Raw genomic sequence first — 22,897 nt, 5'->3', positions numbered from 1 at the left:
CATAAGACTCTGGACAAAAAATGGTCGTTCTTTGTGATTGCTCTATAGAACATTGGTACTATCAACTCTTGTGATTTGTCCAGAGTATTGTTCGGGGGTAGAGGGTGGGGAGATGGGGAGATGGGGAGATGGGGAGATGAGGAGATGGGGAGATGGGGAGATGGGGAGATCTCACAGGGGTAGGTTTTTTACATTTGGGTCGGGAGTCGGGAATCGGGAGTCGGGAATCGGGAGTCGGGAATCGGGAAAAGCGGGAAATGGGGAGAATTATCCCGGAAAATATTGTGTATTTTGATACATATTTTGAGGAATTTATACGTAATCAAAGTACCTACTCGCCCCTTTCTAAAAAACCTACCCTTATGAGGATGGGGAGATGGGGGAGGTTTTTATTAAGGGTAATTATCCTGACATGATATTAAACCTAAAGCTGGTAAAGTTAGAGCTGCTAAATTTAGCTCTGGTAAGTATTTTGGTGCGCTTGTATCCCCCCGAGACTAATTACTGATTCTAATAATTAGTCAACCGGAGATGATAGTATTATTTTATTCAGATAAATTTGTGAGTTAGGGAGCATGTCACTTATGCAGAACATTTGTACTAAATCTGGGTAATGGGTAATAGGTAATGGGTAATAGGTAATGGGTAATAGGTAATGGGTAATAGGTAATGGGTAATAGGTAATAGGGGGAGCATGTCCTTATGCAGAAGACATCTCCATAAAATCGGTTTTGACCCAGGCATTACAAGGGTTTGAGGTTAATTTTTGGAGATGTCTAGAATATTTGTACATTATCTATAGCCCCCTCATGGGTTTAAGCTTGCTCTAATGGTACATAGTACAAATGTTCTGCAACGCAAGACCTGCTCCCTGTGAGTTAGAGCAACCTCGGTTAATCGCGTCGTTTATCCTAAGACTATCAAAGAATTAAGCTAGGGTACTTGAGCCGAGTTATGGATCATTTGATGGTGTTATGTTAAAATTAAGCATAATTTATATTTCAGCAATGGAAAACTTAAAGACAACTTAACTAGGAGTCCTGTTTCTAGTTTAAAGTGTCACGATTTGAAAAATCTAATCTCTGCTAATGCCACTAACTTTGAGAAGGTCAGTAAGTGTAGGACAGTAAGTCTGTAAACCAAAGGTGGTTGGATTCACGGGGTTTTGATAAATAAAATGTCTGTAATTCAAGGAAAACCGACTCCAAGGATCCATCTGAATCCGGAACAGCACAATAAAGATATTGGCAAGCCAGATAAACAATGGTAGGCGAAAATAAATTTGTTTACCAAGATACCTACAAACTTCTTCTACGGCTTGGTTGACACTCAACGGCTGACAACCCAAAACCAATCTACCACTAGAAATCCACTCTGCTTCTGCACTCAATCCTTGAGAGGGAGGATGATCAATCAGGTATTGCACGACCTGAGCAATATCTTGGGCGTGGATGAAGTGGAAACTGCCATCAGCTCTAAACCAACGAATCAAGTTAATCCATTTGACAATATCTGGGAGTCCCGATGACAGATGGGAGTAGGGTTTAGTTTCGTCTCCACCCAGTACCAAGGTAGGAAAGACGGTAGTAATCTTAGGAGCGATCGCTAATTGGGATAAGCGCTTCAGACAAGTGTATTTTGAATAGATATATTCTGTTCCAAGTTCACCAGCTTCTTTGAGTAATTGGTTATTCCTATCCAATACGCTAGCAGTAGAGAAATAAATTACTTGCTCACAAACAGTAGGGTCAAGCAAGTTGATTAACTCGATAGTTTTGACAACGTTAATATCAAATGTTTCGTGTTGACCTCCCCAAGCGGTTGCGGCCAGAATTGCCGCATTCATTGTCTTGAGCAAGTCACCAAAGTCTTCAATCTGCCGCAGATCACCTTTTAGGATGGTAATGCCAGCACGCCCCTTGTCGCCAAACTTCAAGTCGTCAAACTTTAATTTGTCAGGGTTTCTGACTAACAAATACAACTCATGGTCAGTGTCGAGACTTAACGCTTCAGTGATGTAGTGACCAATGCAGCCACTAGCACCAGTGATAAAAATCCGCTTAGAGGTCATGGGATTTTGGATTTTCAATTCAATTATGTACTCCCGATCCTGACCTAACACAAACAAACAACTAGGTCAACTACTTCTAGGGGTACAAGAAGGTTTTGATCGAGTGAATAACACTTCCTTTATTGTTGTGGTGATGCATCTTGAAGGATTCTATCCTTAGTCGTCTAATCAAGTATCTGCACTCTCAAGATAGTTGTATAAGGTTGTTAATCTCATCCCCTTCAAGGGGATGAGACTGAAGCGAGGATTCCATTTAGTGGAGGGGCTACGTGGACAAGTAAACGTCTGCACCTTGAAAGCCCGGTCCAACTCTGACCGAAGGATACCCTAGGGGGGACTAGCGATACCCAAACCTATGACTGCTAGAGGGAGAAAATGGGACAGAATCTGGTTATCGATTCTCTACTTCCTCTTGTGTTATCTACTATTATGCATGAACAGCCATTAATTTATCTGCCTTTTTGGCAGTTTCAAAGAAGAATCTAACATTATCTTCTGGAGTGCCGGGTAAAACACCATGACCGAGATTTAAGATATGACCTTTGTGGCCAGCTTTGCGAATAGTATCGACAATGCGATCGCGAATAAAAGCTTGTGACCCAAAGAGCACTCCTGGGTCGATATTGCCCTGAACTTTCATATCAGGACCCAATCTTTTTCTAGCTTCTGCCATGTCTACGGTCCAGTCTACGCTGACCATATCAACCCCGGACTGTCCCATGCGTTCAAGCACTCCAGCGCTACCACTGATATAGAGAATGAAGGGGGTATCTGGGTGAGTTGCTTTAACCTGCTGTACTACTCGCTGCTGATAGGGTAAGGCAAAGGTTTCGTAGTCTTGGGGACTCAGTTCACCTGCCCAAGAGTCAAACATTTGTATTACCTGAGCACCGCTATTGATTTGGTAACGGACATAGATAGCGATCGCATCAGCTAGCTTACCCAAGAATTGGTGTAGCATAGCTGGTTGTGAGAAGGCCATCCCTTTAATGATGGAGTAATTTTTAGAACTTTTACCCTCAATGGCATAAGCGCCCAAAGTCCAGGGAGCACCGACAAAACCTAGCACTGCTGCTTTATTGCCGACTTCGTCCCGTAGCGCCTTCAAAATTTCCCGGATAAACCCAAATTTCTCTAAATCCAACAGATGTAGCTGGTCAATTTGTTCCTGGGTACGAATCGGTTGGTTAATGATTGGCCCTTTACTTTCGACAATATCAAACTCGATACCAATCCCTGGCAATGGAGTTAGAATATCAGAGAACAAAATCACTCCATCTGGTTTAAACGCTTTCCAGGGTTGTAGAGAAATCTCAATCGCTATGTCTGGATTTTCGGAGCGCTCGCGAAAACTTGGATACTTATCCCGTAAATCGCGATAAACCTTCATATAACGACCTGCCTGTCGCATCATCCACACAGGGGGGCGCTCTAACTCCTCACCACGAGCCGCCCTCAACAAATAAGGAACCTGGGTTGACCCAGCCATATGGCATCTATCCTATTATACTTTTTTAAGTGTATTTGTCAGCTTATCATGCTGGTATTCCGTTTACTCTCCTGATTTGAGAAGATTAAAAAAGTATTAATAATAAGTTACATTCTAAGACGGTGCCTTGGCCTAAAGGCCACGCTACGCGAAGGTTAAAAGGAGATGGAAACAAAGGGAATAACAAACTTTCCAGCTTGGCCAATAGGCCACGCTACGCGAACAACCTGCTAACCTGCTAACTGGCTAACCTGCTAACTGGCTAACCTGCTAACTGGCTAACCTTGGCCAAAAGGCCACGCTAAGCCAACAACCTGCCAACTTTCAACCTGCCAACTTTCAACCTGCTAACCTGCTAACCTCCAACCCAACTCAAGGTCCCGGCCTCAGCATCTAGTTCAACCAGCTGTCCCACAGGAAGGGCAGCGTTAACCCCATCGTGACCGAAAGGCAAGTCAGAGACAACCGGTATACCCAGATCCCAAATGCGATCGCGCAACACTTCCTCCACACTCCAGCTAGGAACATCCTTGGGAGGAGCACAACGGCTAAACCGCCCTAAGGCAATACCTTTCACCCCGGCCATTGCACCACTCATGCGCCACTGAGTCAACATCCGGTCAATGCGGTAGGGAGCCTCAGTGACATCTTCTAGAGCAAGAATAACTCCTGATAATGAAGGTTGTAGGGGTGTACCCAGCAGATGAGTAGCGACCGTAAGATTAGCCGGTAGCAACACACCAGAAACCTTACCACCTCCCCAACCAACCCCTTTTAATGGTGCTATGGGTCGTCCTTCCACCCAATCAAACAACCGATTGAGTGACCATTCCGGTTCACCAGCAATAGTAGTCAGTAACGGACCATGAACACCGGAAACCCCTATCTGACCAAGACTCCACAGTAAAGCTGTAATATCAGAAAAACCAATCAACCACTTCAAAGCAGAGGTTACAGGTTGGTTTGTTGAAGGTTGCAGGTTGGTCGAGGTTACAGGTTGGTTTGTTGAAGGTTGCAGGTTGGTCGAGGTTACAGGTTGTTCGCGTAGCGTGGCCTTTTGGCCAAGGTTATCTGGTTCCAAGTTGTCTTGAGAACCTTCAACCTTCAACTTGCCAACCTTCAACTCTTCTGGCCATGTCCAGTCTTCCAGAAGTCTAGCGCTACCATAACCTCCTCTAGCACAGAGAATGCCGCGACATTTGGGGTCAAGACACGCTTCGAGCAACTGTTGGCGTCGCTGACTATCAGTCCCAGCTAGGTAACCTTCCCTAGCGTTCCAGTTCTGTGGTAATTGAACATGGTAGCCACGGGATCGCCAAATCTCAATCCCCCGATTGAAAGCATCAACCTCACGCAAGGTTCCACTTGGAACAATTACCCGCAATAGATCTGGCGGTTTTAATGGTGGTGGTAGCTGGCATACAGAAAAACTAGCCCTGATCTTTTGCACAGACAGTTGATTCACGCTCACCGAATTCCGCAGTAGCTCTTAAGTCATGCCTTGATTTTAACCATTTCAAGAAATTTCACGAATAGCCCAGGGCTAAATGCTTACCAACCAGATTGAACTAAAATCCCCAAAAGCGCTATGCTAGTAAGGTGTGTAGCTAAGAGGTGTGGTATATCAAAACTCTGGCGACTCAGTAAAGTAACCATAAAAACAAAACCATCACAATTGACAATTGACGTATGTTTGATGCTCTCGCCGAACGCTTAGAAGATGCTTGGAAAAAACTACGGGGTCAGGACAAGATCTCTAGTTCTAACATCCAAGACGCCCTAAAAGAAGTGCGTCGCGCCCTCTTATCAGCAGACGTCAACCTACAAGTAGTCAAAGATTTCGTTGCTGGAGTAGAAGCGAAAGCACAAGGCAGTGAAGTCATATCAGGTGTTCGCCCTGACCAGCAGTTCATCAAAATAGTCTACGACGAACTGGTGCAAGTGATGGGGGAAACTAATGTTCCCCTAGCCCAAGCAGACACCCCACCAACCGTTGTGCTAATGGCTGGTCTACAAGGTACTGGTAAAACTACGGCTAGTGCAAAACTCGCTTTACATCTGCGTAAGCAAGAACGTAGCTGTTTGCTAGTGGCTACAGACGTGTATCGACCCGCAGCCATTGATCAATTAGTCACCCTCGGTCAACAAATTGATGTACCGGTGTTTGAGTTAGGTACAGAAGCTGACCCAGTAGAGATTGCTCGTCAAGGGGTAGAACGGGCAAAAGCAATGGCTATCGATACGGTAATTATCGATACAGCGGGACGACTGCAAATCGACCAAGACATGATGGGAGAACTCTCCCGCATCAAAGAAACCGTCCAACCCCACGATACCCTACTAGTGGTGGATGCCATGACTGGTCAGGAAGCAGCAACCCTGACCCGCACCTTCCATGAGCAAATCGGCATTACTGGGGCAATTCTCTCCAAACTTGATGGGGATAGTCGTGGTGGTGCAGCCCTTTCAGTCAGGCAAATTTCAGGTCAGCCGATTAAATTTGTTGGGGTTGGGGAAAAGGTCGAGGCACTACAACCATTTTATCCTGACCGCATGGCATCCCGGATTCTGGGTATGGGGGATGTACTCACCTTGGTTGAGAAAGCCCAGGAAGAGATTGACATCGCTGATGCTGAACAGATGCAACAGAAAATGCTGGAAGCCAAATTTGACTTCAGCGATTTCTTGAAGCAGATGCGCCTGTTAAAGAACATGGGCTCCCTTGGTGGTTTGATGAAACTGGTTCCAGGCATGGGCAAACTCAGTTCTTCTCAACTTCAACAAGGGGAAACCAAGCTCAAGCAGTCCGAAGCTATGATTAGCTCCATGACCTCCGAGGAGCGTCGTAACCCAGATTTATTAGCTAGCTCTCCGAGCCGCCGCCGCCGCATTGCCCAAGGTTCTGGTCATACGGAAAAAGACGTCAGGGGTCTGGTGAGTGAATTTACCAGAATGCGATCGCTTATGCAGCAAATGGGTCAAGGTCAGATGCCAGCCATGGGGGGGTTAGGTGGTATGTTAGGTGGTATGGGTGGTGGAAATCCTCGTAATCTACCTGGTTGGCGTGGTAGTGGCTCTGGCAAGAAAAAGAAAAAAGCTAAGAAGAAGAAGGGATTTGGGCAATTATAGTAGAAGGTTAGCCAGTAGAAGCTTAGCCAGTAGAAGGTTAGAAGGTTGTTCGCGTAGCGTGGCCTTTTGGCCAAGGTTAGAAGGTTGTTCGCGTAGCGTGGCCTTTTGGCCAAGGTTACGCTGAAGGTTAGCCTGTTGTTCGCCTTTGGCGTTCGGTGTAGGGTAGGTTAGCCTGTTGTTCGCCTTTGGCGTTCCCATAGGGTAGGTTAGCTGGTAGAAGGTAACGCGGTAAAAGGTGACACAGAAGAAGGTTAGCCTGAAGGTTAGCCCGTTCCCTGAGGCGTGCGCAGTAGGGTAGCTGAGAAGATTGTGAACAGGTAGCGGCTTGCCTGCTGAGTCAGTTACAATCTTCACAATTCAACCTGTTCACTTTCAAACCCCCAAAGATCGCTTAAAATCAAACAGGTGAATTAATTAGGTACAATGATCAAAATCAGATTAAAACGATTCGGCAAAAAGCGTGAAGTAAGCTATCGAATAGTGGCAATTCCCAGCAGTGCACGCCGTGATGGGCGTCCTCTAGAAGAACTGGGATTCTATAATCCAAGAAATGATGAAACGAGGCTGAATGTACCAGCAATAGTGAAGTGGCTCAAAAATGGAGCTCAGCCAACACAAACCGTGCGTAATATCTTGCAAAAAGCTAATGTTTTTGAACAAATCCGTACCTGAAATCCTATCTGCTTCTGTTAGAGATGATGACCCAGATTATTCAGCACTGGTGAGATTTTTAATCGAGCCGTTCTTGGAATCACCAGACTCCCTCAGCGTAGACTGTGAGAAATCAAATGGGAAAGAGCGTGTCTGGATTCGACTAGCTTTTAATGGAGAGGATAAAGGGCGAGTTTTCGGTCGGGGTGGTCGCAATATTCAAGCGATTCGGACAGTAATTAAAGCAGCAGCCCAAGCTGCTGGCCAAACTGTTTATTTGGATATCTATGAAGGCTCAGGCTCAGGTAGTAGCCCTCGTCGAGACAATGGCCCTAGTCGTAGAACCATTGTCAGAAGAAATTTACCTCGCCGAGTTGCCAGACCTAGAGTAACTCCAAGATTTCCCTCCTAAGTTCTCTATTGCAATAGTTTTGAAGGTTTGGGTAATGAGAGGACAATGGAGAAAAGGGGGTGAAGAACATCCGGCTGCTGTACCTCTCATTACCAATGGCAGGAAACCTTGAAGATTGGTCAAGATTGGTAGATTGAGTTGTCTATTAAGTTACTTTAAGTTACCAGTTAACTTCGATAGTTGAGACAGCAAGCCTGTAGTTGATAAACCTTGAGTGAAGTATCCAAAACAATTGAGCTACCCAGCCCAGAAAGTGCAATCGCCTTGGTTGGAGACCAGGAAGAAAACCTGAAAACCCTATCACGGCAAACCGGTGCGCATCTGGTGCTGCGAGGGCAAGAGTTATTGATTTCTGGCACCGAGAAACAGGTCGAGCGGGTATCATCCCTAGTGCGATCGCTTAAAATTTATTGGATCGAAGGTAAAAGGATTACAGGAGTAGACATCCAAACTGCAATTCATGCCTTAGATACTAAGCGACAGGATGAATTACAAGATTTACATCAAGATGTGCTGGCTCATACTCGCCGGGGTGAGGTAATCCGAGCTAAAACCTTCCGGCAACGGCAGTATATCAAAGCTGTACTAAGCCATGACCTCACCTTCTGTGTGGGACCAGCAGGCACTGGCAAAACTTTCCTAGCTGTGGTAATAGCCGCTCAGGCGTTACTAAATAATCAATATGAACGGCTGATTCTGACACGACCAGCGGTAGAAGCTGGTGAAAAACTTGGCTTTTTACCAGGAGACTTGCAGCAGAAAATTAATCCCTATTTGCGCCCCCTCTATGATGCTCTCCATGAACTGATTGATACAGAGAAGACTGCCAATTTAATGGAACGGGGCATTATTGAAGTGGCTCCCCTAGCGTATATGCGAGGTCGCACCCTCAATAATGCCTTCGTGATTATTGATGAAGCTCAGAATACCACACCAGCCCAGATGAAGATGGTTTTGACTCGTTTGGGTTCACGTTCTCGGATGGTAGTGACTGGTGATCTGACCCAGACCGATTTATCTAGCAACCAACCCTCAGGATTAGCGATAACCCTAAAAATCTTAAGATCTGTAGAAGGTATTGCTTTCTGCGAACTCACCAATAAGGATGTTGTCCGTAATCCCCTCGTTCAGAGGATTGTTACTGCTTATCAAAATTATGAGCAGTGAATAATTGGTATTCACTACGGATCTCCAACTAGGGTAAAAGCAGCCCAATAGTAGGGATGAGAAAAGCTTTGTTTTCCTGCTCCTGACAATTCTGGCGGTAACGAGATGTTCTTGCCCGAGCCATATAACTGATTATTCTCGATACGCACATTGCCTTGAATCATCGCTAACTGTGCCTGTCGCAAAGCTTCACTTTTACTCGATGTCTTTCTCAACTGACGGTAAAACTCAGTAGTCAGCCCCAGAGCACCTTGATCACTGACATACCAAAGGGTTGCCAAAGTCGAGTCAACTCCTGCCTGAAAGGCTGACCCAGCAAAACCCAACTCCGCTTCTCGATTGCCCAAAGCAGTTCGACAAGCACTGAGTACCAACAACTCTACCGATGGCTCATAAAGCAGATTTTGCATTTCATACAGCCTTAGTTTGTAGTTCCACATCTGAATGTAGGAATCGTTAGGAGTTCCCGAGTTGAACTCTGCATGGGTGGCTAGGTGAATGATCCCATATTGCTGCTGTTGTCGTTGAGCCCTTAAATTGTCCAGAGTAAAGGCTTCGTTGAGAAAAGAGCGACCTTTCCACAGTTTTTCAGTGATGGTGGTTAACTCCACTTCTACCCCAGGCAAAGGCTGTTGATAAGGAAATTTCGATGCTCCCATTGCCAGAACCCGGAAGGGTCTCACATCTGTGTGACGAGAATAGGTTAAGCTCAGACTAGGCACCAAGTTAACACCATATTTCTCAACCAGATATTGTTGCCCATCGTAGATAGCTGCTATAGGTAGGGAGCGCAAACCCTCATCCATAGCAAATATTAGGCTCTGAATCTTGCGGTTATTTAAGTCCTTCTCCAAGGGCCCTATGATCCATTGATAAATTTGCTCAGCTGGGTAATGGTGGGCTTTGGCATCCAAGCTGTCGGGATTGCTAAGCGATCGCTGAAATCTATTAGTCACAGCTAGGACTTGATCACGACTGGCACCATTGATTCGCCGCAGAATTGGATTACCTTCAGCGGTGATCACCAACAGTTCCAGCTGGTCGTTTGGTTTTGGTAAGCAACGCTCTGGTGCTTGAGGCACCTCAGAGAGTCGGTAACCAAACCGTCGGTCGATTTTGGAAACAGGGATTGAGGGACTTTGACATCGAGTGCCTGGTAAGGTACTAGAGTTTTCGACAAAACTGACGTAAATCACCGCAGTCTTTAGCCCTGTCTCCCTCTCAAGCTCCCGAGTCCGATTGCGGACATCATTCTGAGTGTTGATTTTGGTCTTGAACGATCGCTGAAAGTGTGACTGATATTCTTTGGTGAAGGCTTCTTCAATTAAATAAACTGGGTCAGTTTCAGGTGAAACCTCCTCAGTTGGGGAATTTGATTGAGATGAATTAGTAGGGGTTCCAGGTTCTGAACTACCAGGTCCTAAACTACTAGCGTCTGAACTACCAGGGTCTGAACTACCAGGGTCTGAACTACCAGGGTCTGAGCTAGAGGGCTCTTGGGTGTCACTTATAGTCTTGCCAGGAGTGGAAACGACAGGCTGGTCACCATTGTTTCTAGTGTTGGACTCCCTTGTGTCAGAGGGTTTGTCTTTAACAATTCCATCACCTTCGTCCAAGATAGGCTTAAGGTTAGGTTCAGGGTCGGTTTCAGGATTGTCTATAAGGTCGGGTTCACGATTGTCTATAAGGTCGGTTTCTTCTATAAGGTCTGTTTCGTTTTGTTGGTTTGTTTCGTTTTGTTGGTTTGTGTCGTTTTGTTGGTTTGTTTCCTCTTTTGTATTAGTATCTGTGGGGGAAAGCCTAATATTCAAATTCCCATCCCTCTCTTCAACGGAAGCCTGCAAATCTATATCTTCCGGGATTTGATCTCTTATTTTTATTTCCTGCTCTGGGCTGAACTCTTCCTGACTAACAAACTCTACATCACCAGCATCACCACTACCCCGAGCTCTTGTCGTGATCTTCAACTTATCCGAGTCGATAATATCTACGAGATTATCTAAATTTGGAACCTGAAACGTTACTTTCCCAGCATTACCACCCCCTGAAACCTCAGTGTTGATATCGAGTTTTTCTCCCTCTATCTTAATAGAGCCATTTTTAGTTTCCAAAAATACATTACCAGAATTATTACCATTTCTTTCTGTGGTTCTTATTTGGGTAACATCATTTATAACATCACTATTTATATTGCGAAAAATAATGTCACCTTGAGCAGATAAGATTACAGGACCAGCATTACCTTCAATTACAAGAGCATCATCATTAGTATTAACACTGGTGTCGATATTACCAATAGTGATACTGCCTGATGAAGCATCTCCAGAATTGTCGGTAACTTGAGATGAAGCATCTCCAGAATTTACCGCAACTTGATTGCTCAATTCATCTTTATTCAAACCCGCCCTTAAAATCACGGCACGGCTACTTCTTAAAATATTAATATCTGATTGGCCAATCTCTGAAGCTGAATCTGGGTCTAAATCTGCTAGCCCAGTATCTGGTGCAGTGATTTTGATATTGCCACCTTCAATATTGCCTGTGGACTCTACTTTAAGAGAAGAGCCTGTGTAATTCCCAAACCTAACATCTCCGTCAGCAGTGATAATTGGGTCTTGGACGCTAAAAAAGTTACCTGGTTGACCAGCTAAATTCTCAATTGAGAAATTACCGCCACTGGCAAAGTGAGCATCTGTAGAGATATTGCCATCGCTGACCAATGTCAAGTTGCCACCACTCTGGAAGCGGGTGTTGGGATTCTTCAGTGCTAGGATATCAATGCCCCCATCCCCCTGAATCTTGAGGTTTCCTCCTGCTACAGCTTGGAAGGAATTATCTGTTGTGTCCCTGATCAGTACCGTATTCTTGGCCAATAGGCTTAAGTCCCCGGTGCTAGATAGCTGGCTTTCCTTGAGAGTCAAGTTATTATTAGCAGACAGGATTGCCCTTGGTGCTGTTAGGTCCTTAACAGTTACATCCCCAGGCGCTATAGTGATGCCAGAACTAGTCAAGGTCACGGTGTCATCACCATTATCCGTGAATTCTGTGGCATGACTGACACCATCCCCGGTTAATAGCTTCGGTAAAGAGAGCGGTGTAAAAGATTGTTCTGGTGTGGAGGGATTTGAGGTTAGGGGTTCAACTTCCAAATTCAGCAAACTTCCTGGCTGGCTAATTTTTACCAAACTTTCCCCAGGCACAGCAGCTATAGTAATTGTTCCTTCTGGAAGCTCCAGTTGATTGGTGTTGATGACAGTACCACCGATTAAAGTCAGGTTATTTCCTTCTAGGATTTCTATACCCTCATTAAAAATTAGTCCCGGTGTCTCGGATGTATCAAACGCAAAGGCACTGGGTGTACCGACTAAGGTAGAGTACTCATTGGCACTAAAGGCATTAAACCAATTGTCATCACCAAAGCCAATCCTAGTCGCCGTAGTTGCGGTGAATGAAGCGGGGACATTCAGCTGGGCATTAGCACCAAAAATTATCCCTGCTGGGTTCATTAAAAACAGGCTAGGGTTGCCCTCCCCTGTGATTTTTATTAGACCGTTGATCACAGAAGCATTACCACCGGTGACCCGACTCAGAATGTTTTGTATATCCGGTTGAGATAGGAAGTTAGCAATTTGGTCTTGGTCTAGACCAAACTCCTGAAAGCTGTGAAAGAGATTATCTTCAGAGCGGATGCCACCATCAATGTCAAATTGATTGCCATCGAGGGTGACTTGGGTCGGAGTGCTACCATCGGCTTGAATGGGCTGGGCTTGAGTTGGCATGACACCAATATGGGCTACCAACAAAGATACGGCTGCCAGGGACTGGCTGATTTGACTCACAGCTAATTTGATTTGGCTCATGGGTAATATCGTTTTTAATCGGCTATCCTGAATTCCAAAATGCATTAGTCAACTACAGGATGAGATTAGCAATTTCCTAATACGTCTGTTTTTAAGCTGAGGTCAGATGCACCCTGGGGTATCAGCTGCTTAGGAGTGAATCACACTGAATCACACTGAATCACACTGAATTACACTGAATCACAATACTGAGGGGAATAGTACTATGAGTCAGGGTTTGGTAAACATCAGGCTGGTGACCTTAACTGAAATCTTGAAGCCTTTATTAAGATATAAGTATATACACTAGTATTATATATACACTTTTATTATTAACATTACTGATTAACTTTGTTCCGGTTAATTTATATTAACTTAACTAAATCTTTTTGATATAGCCACATAGTTTCAAGCTTTCTATGGTAAGCTGGTAAGATTAATTTTTAATTACCAGTAATTGAAGTAAAAGTAAGTGAAATCATCGATTATCAAGAACTCTACAGATTTTGGACAGTTTTCGCGAGAGTGAACTCTAGTTGACAGTTAGCCCTGGATTAGGCTAAAGGATATATAACAGGATATCTCAGTGGAAACACCGACAGCGCAGACACCCAAAGTTAAAATGGTAATGGTCAGCACTCCCCTCTTGCTTTGATTCACCGCTTAGATGGGGTGACCTGCCTTACCGGCAAGATAGCTTACAAGTCTAAGGTGAGAGGAATTGTGGTGTGAGAAGAATTTTGGGATTATGTCTGGTGTTAACCTTGCTCCTGGTTGGTGGTGAGGCTCAGGCAGGAGAGTTAGCTCAGCGTTTAGGTCAGTTTCCCGATTGGAAAAGCAAACCGCCAGTCACAGCGGCGACGGGGGATTTGGTATATCCCACTTGGATCAAGGGGACTTGGAAAGTTACCAGCACTCTGATCGAGCAGATAGCACCTCTAGCACCAGAAATAGTCACCCCAGGATTTGAAGGTAATCGCAGTCATCTCAAGGAGCCCATTAGTTTTCTGGTGCGGTTTCAACAAGTTGGGAAATCAAGCTCAGGACTTGGGGATTGGTTTATTCCCTTTAGAACTAGACGTTATAGAAAAAATCTATCAGTATTAAAACCTACCTCAGAGGTGGTTGCTGAAGACGTGGTTGCTGACCGAGCGTTCAATGGGTTGAATATTGCTAGGGCTTACCTAGGCGATCCCATAATTAGAGCTGTCAAAGTAGACCCCAATTCCCCTAATCGTCAGGTTACCCTTCTGCGCACCGGGAGCCAACTAGTTTCAGTGATTACTGGTCGCGCTTCTGAAATACCAGCTCCGGATCAGTTTATTGCCACAGAAGTTGTCAACCAAGTCTTTCGCGGTACTCGCCGACCTTTTTTCAACGAAGTAGAAACCACAACAGCATATCAGTTCTATAAATCACCTAGTCCGATGATTAAGGCTGACCAAGTCACAGCAGTTTATCTGTCACCACAAGACCCCGATTACTTTAAAGCCTTGGAAAAACCTGTGGCTCTCTATCGCTATCGATTAGAGCTAGTAGCAGTCAAGGACGGTTGAAGGTTGTTCGCGTAGCGTGGCCTTTTGGCCAAGGTTGTTAAAGGGTTTAAGGTTAACAGGTTGAAGGTTGAAAGTTGTTCGCGTAGCGTGGCCTTTTGGCCAAGGTTGAAAGTTGTTCGCGTAGCGTGGCCTTTTGGCCAAGGTTAACCCCTTGAAGGTTAACCGGTTGTTCGCGTAGCGTGGCCAAAGGCCAAGGTTGTTAAAGGGTTGACGTTTGTTCGCGTAGCGTGGCCAAAGGCCAAGGTTGTTAAAGGGTTGACCGTTGAATGTTACGGTAATGGTTTTAGGGGTTAGGTGTTGGGTTAAGAGTACTAGTGGCGTTGGGAAGGTGTTGGGGGATTTGCGATCGCGATTGTAACTGGGTAACCTTCAACCTTCAACCTTAAACTTTAAACCTTAAACTTTAAACCTTAAACCTTCAACCTTAAACCTTAAACCTTGGCCTTTCGGCCACGCTACGCGAACAACCTTCAACCCACTAACCTTCAACCTTAAACCTTAAACTTTCAACCTTCAACCCACTAACCTTCAACCTTAAACCTTAAACTTTCAACCTTCAACCCACTAACCTTCAACCTTCAACCCACTAACCTTCAACCTTCAACCCACTAACCTTCAACCCACTAACCTTCAACCTTCAACCCACTAACCTTCAACCTTCAACCTTCAACTGTGTAACCTTAAACTGGGTAACCTTAAACCTGATTTTCCCCAATCCAATTGAGCAAAATCGGGTTGACTATCTCTGGTGCTTCATCTTGGGGACAATGGCCCAAACCTTCTAAAGGAATAAACTTTTCTACCGTCGGGAATTTCGCTAATTCTCGTCCTAAGTCAATGGGTTCCCAAGGGTCTTCGGTGCCCCATAGTATGATGGCAGGACAAGGCAAAATTGGGATCAGGTCTTCTGGTAGTGGTCCTTGAGAATAGCTAGTAAAGGCAATAAAAACATCAGCTGCACCGGGATCAGCTGCTGGTGCCATGATTAGATCAACCAGTTCATCAGTTACGGCTTCTGGACGACAGTAGGCTTGCAACAGAATATTACGCACTACTTTAGGCTTAGCCAGCTGACTAAAAAAATACTGGCCAACCCACTTAATTTTTAAGAATCGTTGAAGTACTGGTGCGCCAAGACGCTGATACCAAGGGAGTTCAGCCCGTTTACGCTCATGGAGTAGTCGTAGAGAAAAGTTGAGCAGGGCGACTCCTTTGGCTAGCTCTGGATTATCTACAGCGGTTTGCATTAGGGCAATACAACCAATAGAGTTTCCGACTAAAAATGCCGGACCACCAACCACCTCCCGACAGAAATCCGCAATTTGTTGCCCCCAGGTTTCAAAGGTATAGTCTATCTCTATACCAGGAGTTGGTTTAGCTGAAGCGCCAAAGCCAATCAAATCAATGGCATAACATCGGCAGGTTTCCCCCAACACTGGCAAGGTCTTGCGCCAATGTCCGGAAGATGCCCCAAAGCCATGCACCATCACCACAGCTGGTCCAGAATTACCGTAAGCTTTATACCCAATCGAAAAGCCCTGCCACATCCAGGTTTTTGTTTCAATCTGATCCCTGATTGGGGCTGTGAAAGAGGAGGACATGCTCAAAAAATCCCAAGTTATGCCATATTTACCTTTACATTGTGTAACAAACTCGGCTAACTCTGGTAAATCGTCAGCTGCAGGAGTGGTGATTTTACGGATTGCCTATTCAGCCACGACAACCTATGGTAGAGGTTGCCAAAATGCTCCAGAAGCTCTTTTAGATTCTGAGCAGGTCAATAGGCTCGATGTAGAATTGGGTCGGGAAATTTACCCTTGATGCTAAATTCGTCTATGAGCTAATTGGCGATCGCATCATCTCCCCTTAAGCAAAGCTTCCATGCTAAAGGGGGTTGACCCATCACCCATCACCTATCACCCATCACCCATGACTATAGAAAACATCATCATCACCATTGGCAGTTATGCTCCGGATTTTGAATTGCCGGGAACTGATGAGCAGGTTCACCATCTCTGCCGTTACTTAGAACATTTCTCAGGAGTGGGAGTTATTTTCTTAGGCAACAACTGCCCCTATGTCAATTGCTACATCCCAAGACTCAAACACATTCAAGACCAGTTTGAACATCAAGGTTTTACCCTAGTGGGCATTAATGCCAATGATGTTTATCAGTACCCCGCAGAGAGTTTTGAGGAGATGAAGCAGTTCTGCCAAGATCAGCAATTGAATTTTCCTTACCTTTGGGATCCAACTCAAGATGTAGCTCACAGCTTTGGTGCCCAGAAAACCACTGAGGCATTTTTAATTGACAATAATGGAATTGTATGCTATAATGGATAGATTGATGATAATCCAAAAGATGGTGACGCAGTACAAGCCGATTACTTACACAGTGCGATCGCGTCTCTTTTAGCAGGGCAAGACATTTCACCACAATCAACTAAGGTAACTGGTAGTCCTATTCAGTGGCGATAATCCTTAAGCTGGGATTAAAAATGAGCGACCAGGGATCAGCGATCAGCTATGACCCATGACGAATGACAAATTTGACTGTTATCTTGATGTGGATAACAATTTCATAACAAAGAGTCGTGGCATGGGGATAAAATACCAAAGGGTTTTACTAAAATTGAGCGGTGAAGCCTTGATGGGCAATTTGGGCTACGGCATCTCACCGGAAGTGGTTCAGGAAATAGCAGCTGAAGTCGCTGCCGTTTTGAATGAAGGTGTTCAAATGGCAATCGTTGTCGGTGGTGGCAATATCTTTCGCGGACTCAAAGCTGCAGCGGGGGGGATGGATCGGGCAACTGCTGACTATATCGGTATGATTGCGACAGTGATGAATGCCTTGACTTTGCAAGATGCTCTAGAACGAAACGATATCCCGACACGGGTGCAAACTGCAATCGAAATGCAGGAAGTGGCAGAACCCTATATCAGGCGTCGTGCCATTCGCCACCTGGAAAAAGGACGAGTGGTAATTTTTGGTGCAGGTAGTGGTAATCCATTCTTTACCACTGACACTACGGCTGCTTTACGAGCGGCAGAAATCGATGCTGAGGTAATATTTAAGGCAACTAAAGTTGATGGTATTTATGATTGTGATCCTAACCTGAATCCTAATGCCCGACGGTATCAGAGCCTGACTTACAGCCATGTCCTAAGTCAGGATTTGCGGGTGATGGATAGTACTGCGATCGCATTATGTAAAGAGAATAACCTCCCAATTATGGTATTTGATCTAAGGGTGCGGGGTAATATTCACCGCGCTGTTATGGGAGAAACTGTTGGAACAATAGTGGGAGGTTCCTGTGAAATTAGCTGATGTCGAAACCAGTATGCAGAAAGCTGTTGAGGCCACTCAACGGGCGTTCAATACCATTAGAACGGGTCGCGCCAGTACTAGTCTATTGGATCGGGTGATGGTTGAGTACTATGGTACCCCAACCCCCCTGAAATCTTTGGCTAATATCAACACGCCAGACGCTAGTACAATCACCATCCAACCTTACGACAAAAGTATGCTGAGCCAGATCGAGAAAGCCATTACTCTTTCGGATCTGGATTTGCCTCCGAACAACAATGGTGAAGTTGTGCGGTTAAATATTCCTCCACTCACTAGCGAGCGTCGTAAAGAATTTGTCAAAATGGCAAGTAAGTTTGCGGAGGAAGGTCGAGTATCGATTCGCAATATCCGTCGTGATGGCGTTGACTCTGTCCGAAAAGAGGAAAAAAATAAGGAAATCTCTGAGGATGAGTCACGGGATTTGCAGGAGGAGATTCAGAAGTTGACGAATAAATACACAAAAAAAGTTGATGAAGTGTTCGCGGCTAAAGAAAAAGACATCATGACTGTGTAATGCTACTATGTAATGCTACTGTGTAATGCTATTCTCGGTGGGGGGTGAGTTCATTTTGGCAACTCTTCCCTCTATCGGCATTCACAGTTGTGTGTAATTGTTGTACTTGTGTACTTACTAGTTATTTGATACTGATTGGAAAATGACCCGCTCATCCCACGACTAGCCAGGTCTAGGATGAGCGGATATTTTTAATCTACTTGAACCAAATGACCCGCTCATGCCACGACTAGCCAAGTCTAGGATGAGCGGAATTTTTCAATCTACCTGAACACTTTGTTAATTTTCTCATATTTTTTATTGTTGAACAAAAAAATAAGATTCAGGCATAAAATGACTCAATGCTCGATTTGGCAAGGGATTTAAGCAATATTGACTGACTGATTCATCCTAATCGATGTATTAATTTTTCGTATATAAATGTAAAAAACAATAGGTTTATGTTAATAAATATTGCAGTTGAGAGTTGCTGTTGTTAGTGTAGGCGTTGCTCATCAAGCTCCTTTTCTAGAATCCAAACTGCAAAATTTTTAGGTGCGCTTGACCTTGGCGAATTAAATTCGCCACGGGTCGCACCTCAGGAAGAAATCGCCACGAATTTAATGGGTATGTACACGATGACTCGTTTAATTGGGCGACGCATGGCAGCACGACGAGAAGGCACTATTGTGAATGTTTCTAGTTTGATGGGTAAGGTGGCAGCACCGACGATGGCAAGCTATTCCGCTACCAAATTTGGGATTGTTGGTTTTACTCAAGCGTTACGGGGAGAGTTAGCGCGAGAAAATATCCGGGTAATCGCTTTACTGCCATCGTTAACAGATACTGATATGGCGCGAGGATTACAGTTGTTTCGCTGGGTGTTGCCGATGACTCCCCAACAAGTCGCTAAGGTGTTAGTTTCCAAACTGGAGAAAAACTCATCGGAAATTTTAGTGGGATGGCAAAGTCATTTAGCTGTGTGGTGTCAGCGTTTCTTTCCTTCATTACTGGAGAAGGTGTTACGGATTGCAGCTCCTCTGTCTAGAAGTAAAGGTTTTGGAGAAAGAGAAAATAGACAACAGGCCACAGAAAAGGATTTTCGAGAATAGTTTGAGATTTTGGCTTCTTTAGGTCTAGTATACAAAGGTTTGATCAAGGGTTTGATCAAGCTTTAAAAGACAAATTTCATGATTAATTTTTTTGATATGAACAGGACTTACGCACCCTAGAAATAGATAGGTTGCGTAAGTCCTGGTGATGACAAATCATCGCGCATCAGTTTGGGAGGGGCGAAATGGTGCACCTATTAGTTAGGGCATTAACGGCGACACCATGAATTTATTCGTGGTCAGTCTTTTTGGTGAAATGGTCTTGTTATTTATCTTGGGTTAGGGTGCTGGGATTTGAGGTGATATAAATTGGTGTTTTGTCAAGTAATTGTATAAAAAATTTATTTAAGAATAATAAATGTGTTACGTGAACGAGTTTTTGCGATTTTTATTGATAGTTGACAGTTAACGGTTGACTATCATCTATCAATAAAAATACTAGTCATATCGTATCAAGTTGACTACTTATTATGTTTTACAATCAACTATATATAATCTTAAGAAAATCTAGAAATAAATTGAGCATTTTGTAAAAAAATGTAAATTTGCTTGAAAAGTGCAAGCAAATTTGTGATGATCTGTTTTAACCTGTTCTTAAAAATAAAAAAAGTTGTTTTAAATTCAAATGATAAATGTCAAAAAATTGATTCTGTATTTGTAGGTACTCTACTTATACTCAATTTGATTTTTGCCGTGGCTGAAGGGAAACTCTGTCAGCTGTTATGGATTTAAACTTTGATAACAGCATCATCTGTATTTTTTAGGGGTGCTTCTCCTAAAAGCTATTTGAACCGAAAATAAGCATGAAACTGGCAAGATGCCAGTTCCACGCAAGATGCCCATTCCACGGCAAGATGCCCATTCCACAGGTGCGACCCAAGGCCGGGGAACCCGGCCACTGGAAAGCGCGCCTAAAAACTATTAACATTATCGCGCATTTATCCAACGCCCAAAACTTGGCGTTGCGGAATCTTGGAATGAATAGGAGTAGAGTGGGCATCCTGCCCGCCCCAAGAGATCAAGGGACAGGCAAGATGCCTATTCCACAGATTGGAACCAGCAAGATGCCCATTCCACAGATTGAAACTGGCAAGATGCCAGTTCCACAGATTGGAACCAGCAAGATGCCCATTCCACAGATTGGAACCAGCAAGATGCCTATTCCACAGATTGGAACCAGCAAGATGCCAGTTCCACAGATTGGAACCAGCAAGATGCCTATTCCACAGATTGGAACCAGCAAGATGCCCATTCCACAGATTGAAACTGGCAAGATGCCAGTTCCACGCAAGATGCCCATTCCACAGATTGAAACTGGCAAGATGCCAGTTCCACGCAAGATGCCCATTATACAAAACTATTAAAATCATTCCGCATTTAGGCAACGCGCAAAATTTAGCTAGTACGTTATAGATAAGGAGATCAGAAATGTCGGAAAAAATTGTTAATTCCTGGAATGAATGGGATGAATTGGAAGAAATGGTGGTAGGAATTGCAGACTACGCTAGCTTTGAACCAAAAGAACCAGGGAATCATCCGAAATTAAGAGATCAGAATTTAGCGGAAATCATTCCTTTCCCCAGTGGACCTAAAGACCCTAAAGTCCTTGAAAAAGCTAATGAGGAATTAAATGGACTGGCTTATTTATTAAAAGACCACGATGTGATAGTAATAAGACCAGAAAAATTTGATTTTACAAAATCTATAAAAACCCCTTACTTTGAAGTTGCTAATCAATACTGTGGAGTCTGTCCTCGGGATGTCATGATTACCTTTGGTAATGAAATACTGGAAGCGACTATGTCGAAGAGAGCAAGATTTTTTGAATACTTACCTTACCGGAAATTAGTCTATGAATATTGGAATAAAGACGACCATATGATTTGGAATGCTGCGCCTAAACCGACTATGCAGGATAGTATGTATCTAGAGAATTTCTGGGAGCTGTCTTTAGAAGAAAGATTTAAGCGTATGCATGATTTTGAATTTTGTATTACACAAGATGAAGTTATTTTTGATGCAGCTGACTGTAGCCGATTAGGAAAGGATATATTAGTTCAGGAATCGATGACAACAAATAGAACAGGAATTCGGTGGTTAAAAAAGCACCTAGAACCAAGAGGATTTCGGGTTCACCCTGTTCATTTTCCCCTTGATTTTTTCCCCTCACACATTGACTGTACGTTTGTTCCTTTGCGACCAGGTCTTATTTTGACAAACCCTGAAAGACCTATACGGGAAGAGGAGGAGAAGATATTTAAAGACAATGGCTGGGAGTTTATCACAGTTCCTCAACCGACTTGCTCGAATGATGAAATGCCAATGTTTTGCCAGTCCAGTAAGTGGTTGTCAATGAATGTTCTGAGTATATCACCGACAAAGGTTATCTGTGAGGAAAGAGAAAAACCTCTCCAAGAATTGTTGGATAAGCATGGATTTGAGGTTTTTCCTTTACCCTTTAGACATGTCTTTGAATTTGGGGGGTCTTTTCATTGTGCAACTTGGGACATTCGCCGAAAAGGTGGGTGTGAAGATTATTTTCCAAATTTAAACTATCAACCGATTTGTGGTTAGAAACTAACAATAGTAATTACCAGTTAAGAGTGTCAAGACGTCAAGACTATGAATTTTGAAAGCGGTTATCAAGGGTTAAAAACAAGCGCGGATCCCCAACGATGGTCTGCTCAAAAAGAAGTCCTAACCGATGAAAAATTGGTGATCGAAGGACATCCGGTTATGGAACGTTGGGAAACCCCTTATATGGGGGCTTTTGCGGCGTTAGTCACTCGCCATGGTGGTCGGATCTTAGAATGTGGCTTTGGCTTGGGAATATCGGCTCATGCTATTCAGTCTTATGCTCCAGAAGAACATGTGATTATAGAAGCCAATGACGATGTTTTTAAACGATTGATTGATTTCCAAAACAGTGCAGTTAATAAAGTAACCCCTATCTTGGGCTTAGCATGTGATGTATTAGAATCATTTAGTGATCAATCATTTGATGGTATTTTCTATGATACTTATCCTTTGAATGCAGATGAACAACACACCCACCAATTTCCATTTATCAAAAAGGTTTATCCCCTGCTTAAGAAGGGTGGAATTTTAAGCTATTGTAATTTGACGTCAACAGGAGTTCTCAAGAATAGATACGATTCCTGGGAAGCTCTTTTCAATGAAACTCAAGTTCCTTATCTTATTGAAGCAGGTGTTCCAGAAAAGGATATTAAAGGTATCATCATCTTCAAAGTTTATCCACCTACTGAATGCTTATACTTTCAACACAAGACAGCCATGATTCCGATTATTGTAAAAGAGTAAGTGTAAGCATTCAGCACTCAGCAGTCAGCCCTTGGCCAAAGACCAAGGCTGATAGCTGACTATTTACGTGAAGCCTGGTTTTCAAGCCTCTTCCCGTAACTTATCCAAAACACTGCGGTCTTCTAAAGTGGACGTATCTCCAGCAACCTCTTGACCTGCAGCTAGCGATCGCAATAGCCGTCGCATAATCTTTCCGGAACGAGTCTTGGGCAAAGCATCAGTAAAGCGAATGTCACCAGGACGTGCGATCGCACCAATTTCTTTGACCACGTGCTGCTTTAGTTCTTGCTTGAGTTCGTCACTAGCGC

Annotated in this window: 20 protein-coding genes and 2 pseudogenes; 14 read left to right on the top strand and 8 right to left on the bottom strand. The window is 44.0% G+C overall.

Annotation, left to right across the window (positions count from 1 at the left end):
* The first annotated feature begins 152 nt into the window (after positions 1-152).
* Complete coding sequence (locus F6K49_RS24485; protein ID WP_293068113.1) at positions 153-416, top strand: hypothetical protein; 264 nt, start codon at positions 153-155, stop codon at positions 414-416.
* A 659-nt stretch (positions 417-1,075) separates the two neighbouring features.
* Here the strand turns inward: F6K49_RS24485 and F6K49_RS24480 are convergent.
* The 3 genes from F6K49_RS24480 to F6K49_RS24470 form a co-directional block, all read right to left on the bottom strand.
* Positions 1,076-2,071 (bottom strand): NAD(P)-dependent oxidoreductase, encoded by a 996-nt coding sequence (locus F6K49_RS24480; RefSeq protein ID WP_293068110.1) that lies wholly within the window; start codon positions 2,069-2,071, stop codon positions 1,076-1,078.
* Positions 2,072-2,498: 427 nt separating this feature from the next.
* Complete coding sequence (gene hemE, locus F6K49_RS24475; RefSeq protein ID WP_293068107.1) at positions 2,499-3,560, bottom strand: uroporphyrinogen decarboxylase; 1,062 nt, start codon at positions 3,558-3,560, stop codon at positions 2,499-2,501.
* A 355-nt stretch (positions 3,561-3,915) separates the two neighbouring features.
* Positions 3,916-5,025, bottom strand: coding sequence for an LD-carboxypeptidase (locus F6K49_RS24470; protein ID WP_293068104.1), 1,110 nt, complete (start codon positions 5,023-5,025; stop codon positions 3,916-3,918).
* 224 nt (positions 5,026-5,249) lie between these two features.
* Here F6K49_RS24470 and ffh point away from each other — a divergent pair, with 224 nt between their 5' ends.
* The gene (gene ffh, locus F6K49_RS24465; protein WP_293068101.1) at positions 5,250-6,689 is read left to right on the top strand and encodes a signal recognition particle protein; all 1,440 of its coding nucleotides are present in this window, start codon (positions 5,250-5,252) and stop codon (positions 6,687-6,689) included.
* Here the strand turns inward: ffh and F6K49_RS24460 are convergent.
* Complete coding sequence (locus tag F6K49_RS24460) at positions 6,684-7,043, bottom strand: hypothetical protein (RefSeq protein WP_293100826.1); 360 nt, start codon at positions 7,041-7,043, stop codon at positions 6,684-6,686. The genes ffh and F6K49_RS24460 overlap by 6 nt on opposite strands.
* 69 nt (positions 7,044-7,112) lie before the next feature.
* Between F6K49_RS24460 and rpsP the strand changes: the two genes are divergently transcribed.
* The 3 genes from rpsP to F6K49_RS24445 all read left to right on the top strand — a co-directional run bounded on the left by rpsP (position 7,113) and on the right by F6K49_RS24445 (position 8,919).
* Entirely contained in the window at positions 7,113-7,361 is a 249-nt protein-coding gene (rpsP, locus tag F6K49_RS24455) for a 30S ribosomal protein S16 (protein ID WP_071102122.1), read from the top strand.
* The gene (locus F6K49_RS24450) at positions 7,336-7,752 is read left to right on the top strand and encodes a KH domain-containing protein (RefSeq protein WP_075895580.1); all 417 of its coding nucleotides are present in this window, start codon (positions 7,336-7,338) and stop codon (positions 7,750-7,752) included. Before rpsP ends, F6K49_RS24450 begins: the two co-directional genes overlap by 26 nt.
* Positions 7,753-7,962: 210 nt before the next feature.
* A complete protein-coding gene (locus tag F6K49_RS24445) occupies positions 7,963-8,919 on the top strand; it encodes a PhoH family protein (protein WP_293068095.1) in 957 nt (318 codons plus the stop codon).
* Positions 8,920-8,933: 14 nt separating this feature from the next.
* Here F6K49_RS24445 and F6K49_RS24440 read toward each other — a convergent pair whose 3' ends face one another.
* Positions 8,934-12,779: a CHAT domain-containing protein gene (locus F6K49_RS24440; protein WP_293020818.1), complete on the bottom strand. Its 3,846-nt coding sequence runs from the start codon at positions 12,777-12,779 to the stop codon at positions 8,934-8,936.
* A gap of 707 nt (positions 12,780-13,486) precedes the next feature.
* Here F6K49_RS24440 and F6K49_RS24435 point away from each other — a divergent pair.
* Complete coding sequence (locus F6K49_RS24435) at positions 13,487-14,314, top strand: DUF6816 family protein (protein WP_293020820.1); 828 nt, start codon at positions 13,487-13,489, stop codon at positions 14,312-14,314.
* Here F6K49_RS24435 and F6K49_RS24430 read toward each other — a convergent pair.
* Both F6K49_RS24430 and F6K49_RS24425 read right to left on the bottom strand, forming a co-directional pair.
* Entirely contained in the window at positions 14,291-14,455 is a 165-nt protein-coding gene (locus F6K49_RS24430) for a hypothetical protein (protein ID WP_293020821.1), read from the bottom strand. The two genes, F6K49_RS24435 and F6K49_RS24430, sit on opposite strands and share 24 nt — an antisense overlap.
* 554 nt (positions 14,456-15,009) lie before the next feature.
* Positions 15,010-15,915 carry an alpha/beta fold hydrolase gene (locus F6K49_RS24425; RefSeq protein ID WP_293020822.1) on the bottom strand — a complete coding sequence of 302 codons (906 nt, stop codon included), beginning with the start codon at positions 15,913-15,915 and terminating at the stop codon, positions 15,010-15,012.
* Here F6K49_RS24425 and F6K49_RS24420 point away from each other — a divergent pair.
* The 8 genes and pseudogenes from F6K49_RS24420 to F6K49_RS24385 all read left to right on the top strand — a co-directional run bounded on the left by F6K49_RS24420 (position 15,914) and on the right by F6K49_RS24385 (position 22,589).
* The gene (locus tag F6K49_RS24420; protein ID WP_293020823.1) at positions 15,914-16,135 is read left to right on the top strand and encodes a hypothetical protein; all 222 of its coding nucleotides are present in this window, start codon (positions 15,914-15,916) and stop codon (positions 16,133-16,135) included. The genes F6K49_RS24425 and F6K49_RS24420 overlap by 2 nt on opposite strands.
* Positions 16,136-16,243: 108 nt before the next feature.
* Positions 16,244-16,792, top strand: a pseudogene (locus F6K49_RS24415) (thioredoxin family protein).
* Positions 16,793-16,913: 121 nt separating this feature from the next.
* Entirely contained in the window at positions 16,914-17,642 is a 729-nt protein-coding gene (pyrH, locus tag F6K49_RS24410) for a UMP kinase (protein WP_293020874.1), read from the top strand.
* The gene (gene frr / locus F6K49_RS24405) at positions 17,629-18,177 is read left to right on the top strand and encodes a ribosome recycling factor (RefSeq protein WP_293020825.1); all 549 of its coding nucleotides are present in this window, start codon (positions 17,629-17,631) and stop codon (positions 18,175-18,177) included. The genes pyrH and frr overlap by 14 nt, the downstream gene beginning before the upstream one ends.
* 602 nt (positions 18,178-18,779) lie before the next feature.
* The gene (locus F6K49_RS24400) at positions 18,780-19,268 is read left to right on the top strand and encodes an SDR family NAD(P)-dependent oxidoreductase (RefSeq protein WP_366514220.1); all 489 of its coding nucleotides are present in this window, start codon (positions 18,780-18,782) and stop codon (positions 19,266-19,268) included.
* Positions 19,269-20,302: 1,034 nt separating this feature from the next.
* Complete coding sequence (locus F6K49_RS24395) at positions 20,303-20,632, top strand: hypothetical protein (protein ID WP_293100824.1); 330 nt, start codon at positions 20,303-20,305, stop codon at positions 20,630-20,632.
* Between the two features lie 64 nt (positions 20,633-20,696).
* Complete coding sequence (locus tag F6K49_RS24390; RefSeq protein WP_293020827.1) at positions 20,697-21,842, top strand: glycine amidinotransferase; 1,146 nt, start codon at positions 20,697-20,699, stop codon at positions 21,840-21,842.
* A gap of 48 nt (positions 21,843-21,890) precedes the next feature.
* On the top strand, positions 21,891-22,589 hold the full coding sequence (locus F6K49_RS24385) for a class I SAM-dependent methyltransferase (RefSeq protein ID WP_293100822.1): 699 nt from the start codon (positions 21,891-21,893) through the stop codon (positions 22,587-22,589).
* Positions 22,590-22,670: 81 nt separating this feature from the next.
* On the opposite strand, the pseudogene F6K49_RS24380 reads toward F6K49_RS24385, so the two are convergent.
* Positions 22,671-22,897, bottom strand: a pseudogene (locus tag F6K49_RS24380) (acetyl-coenzyme A synthetase); the annotation flags it as partial.

The sequence above is a fragment of the Moorena sp. SIO3I6 genome (genome assembly GCF_010672095.1).
The sequence above is the reverse complement of the archived record's forward strand: the minus strand, read 5'-3'. Positions and strand labels throughout refer to the sequence as shown.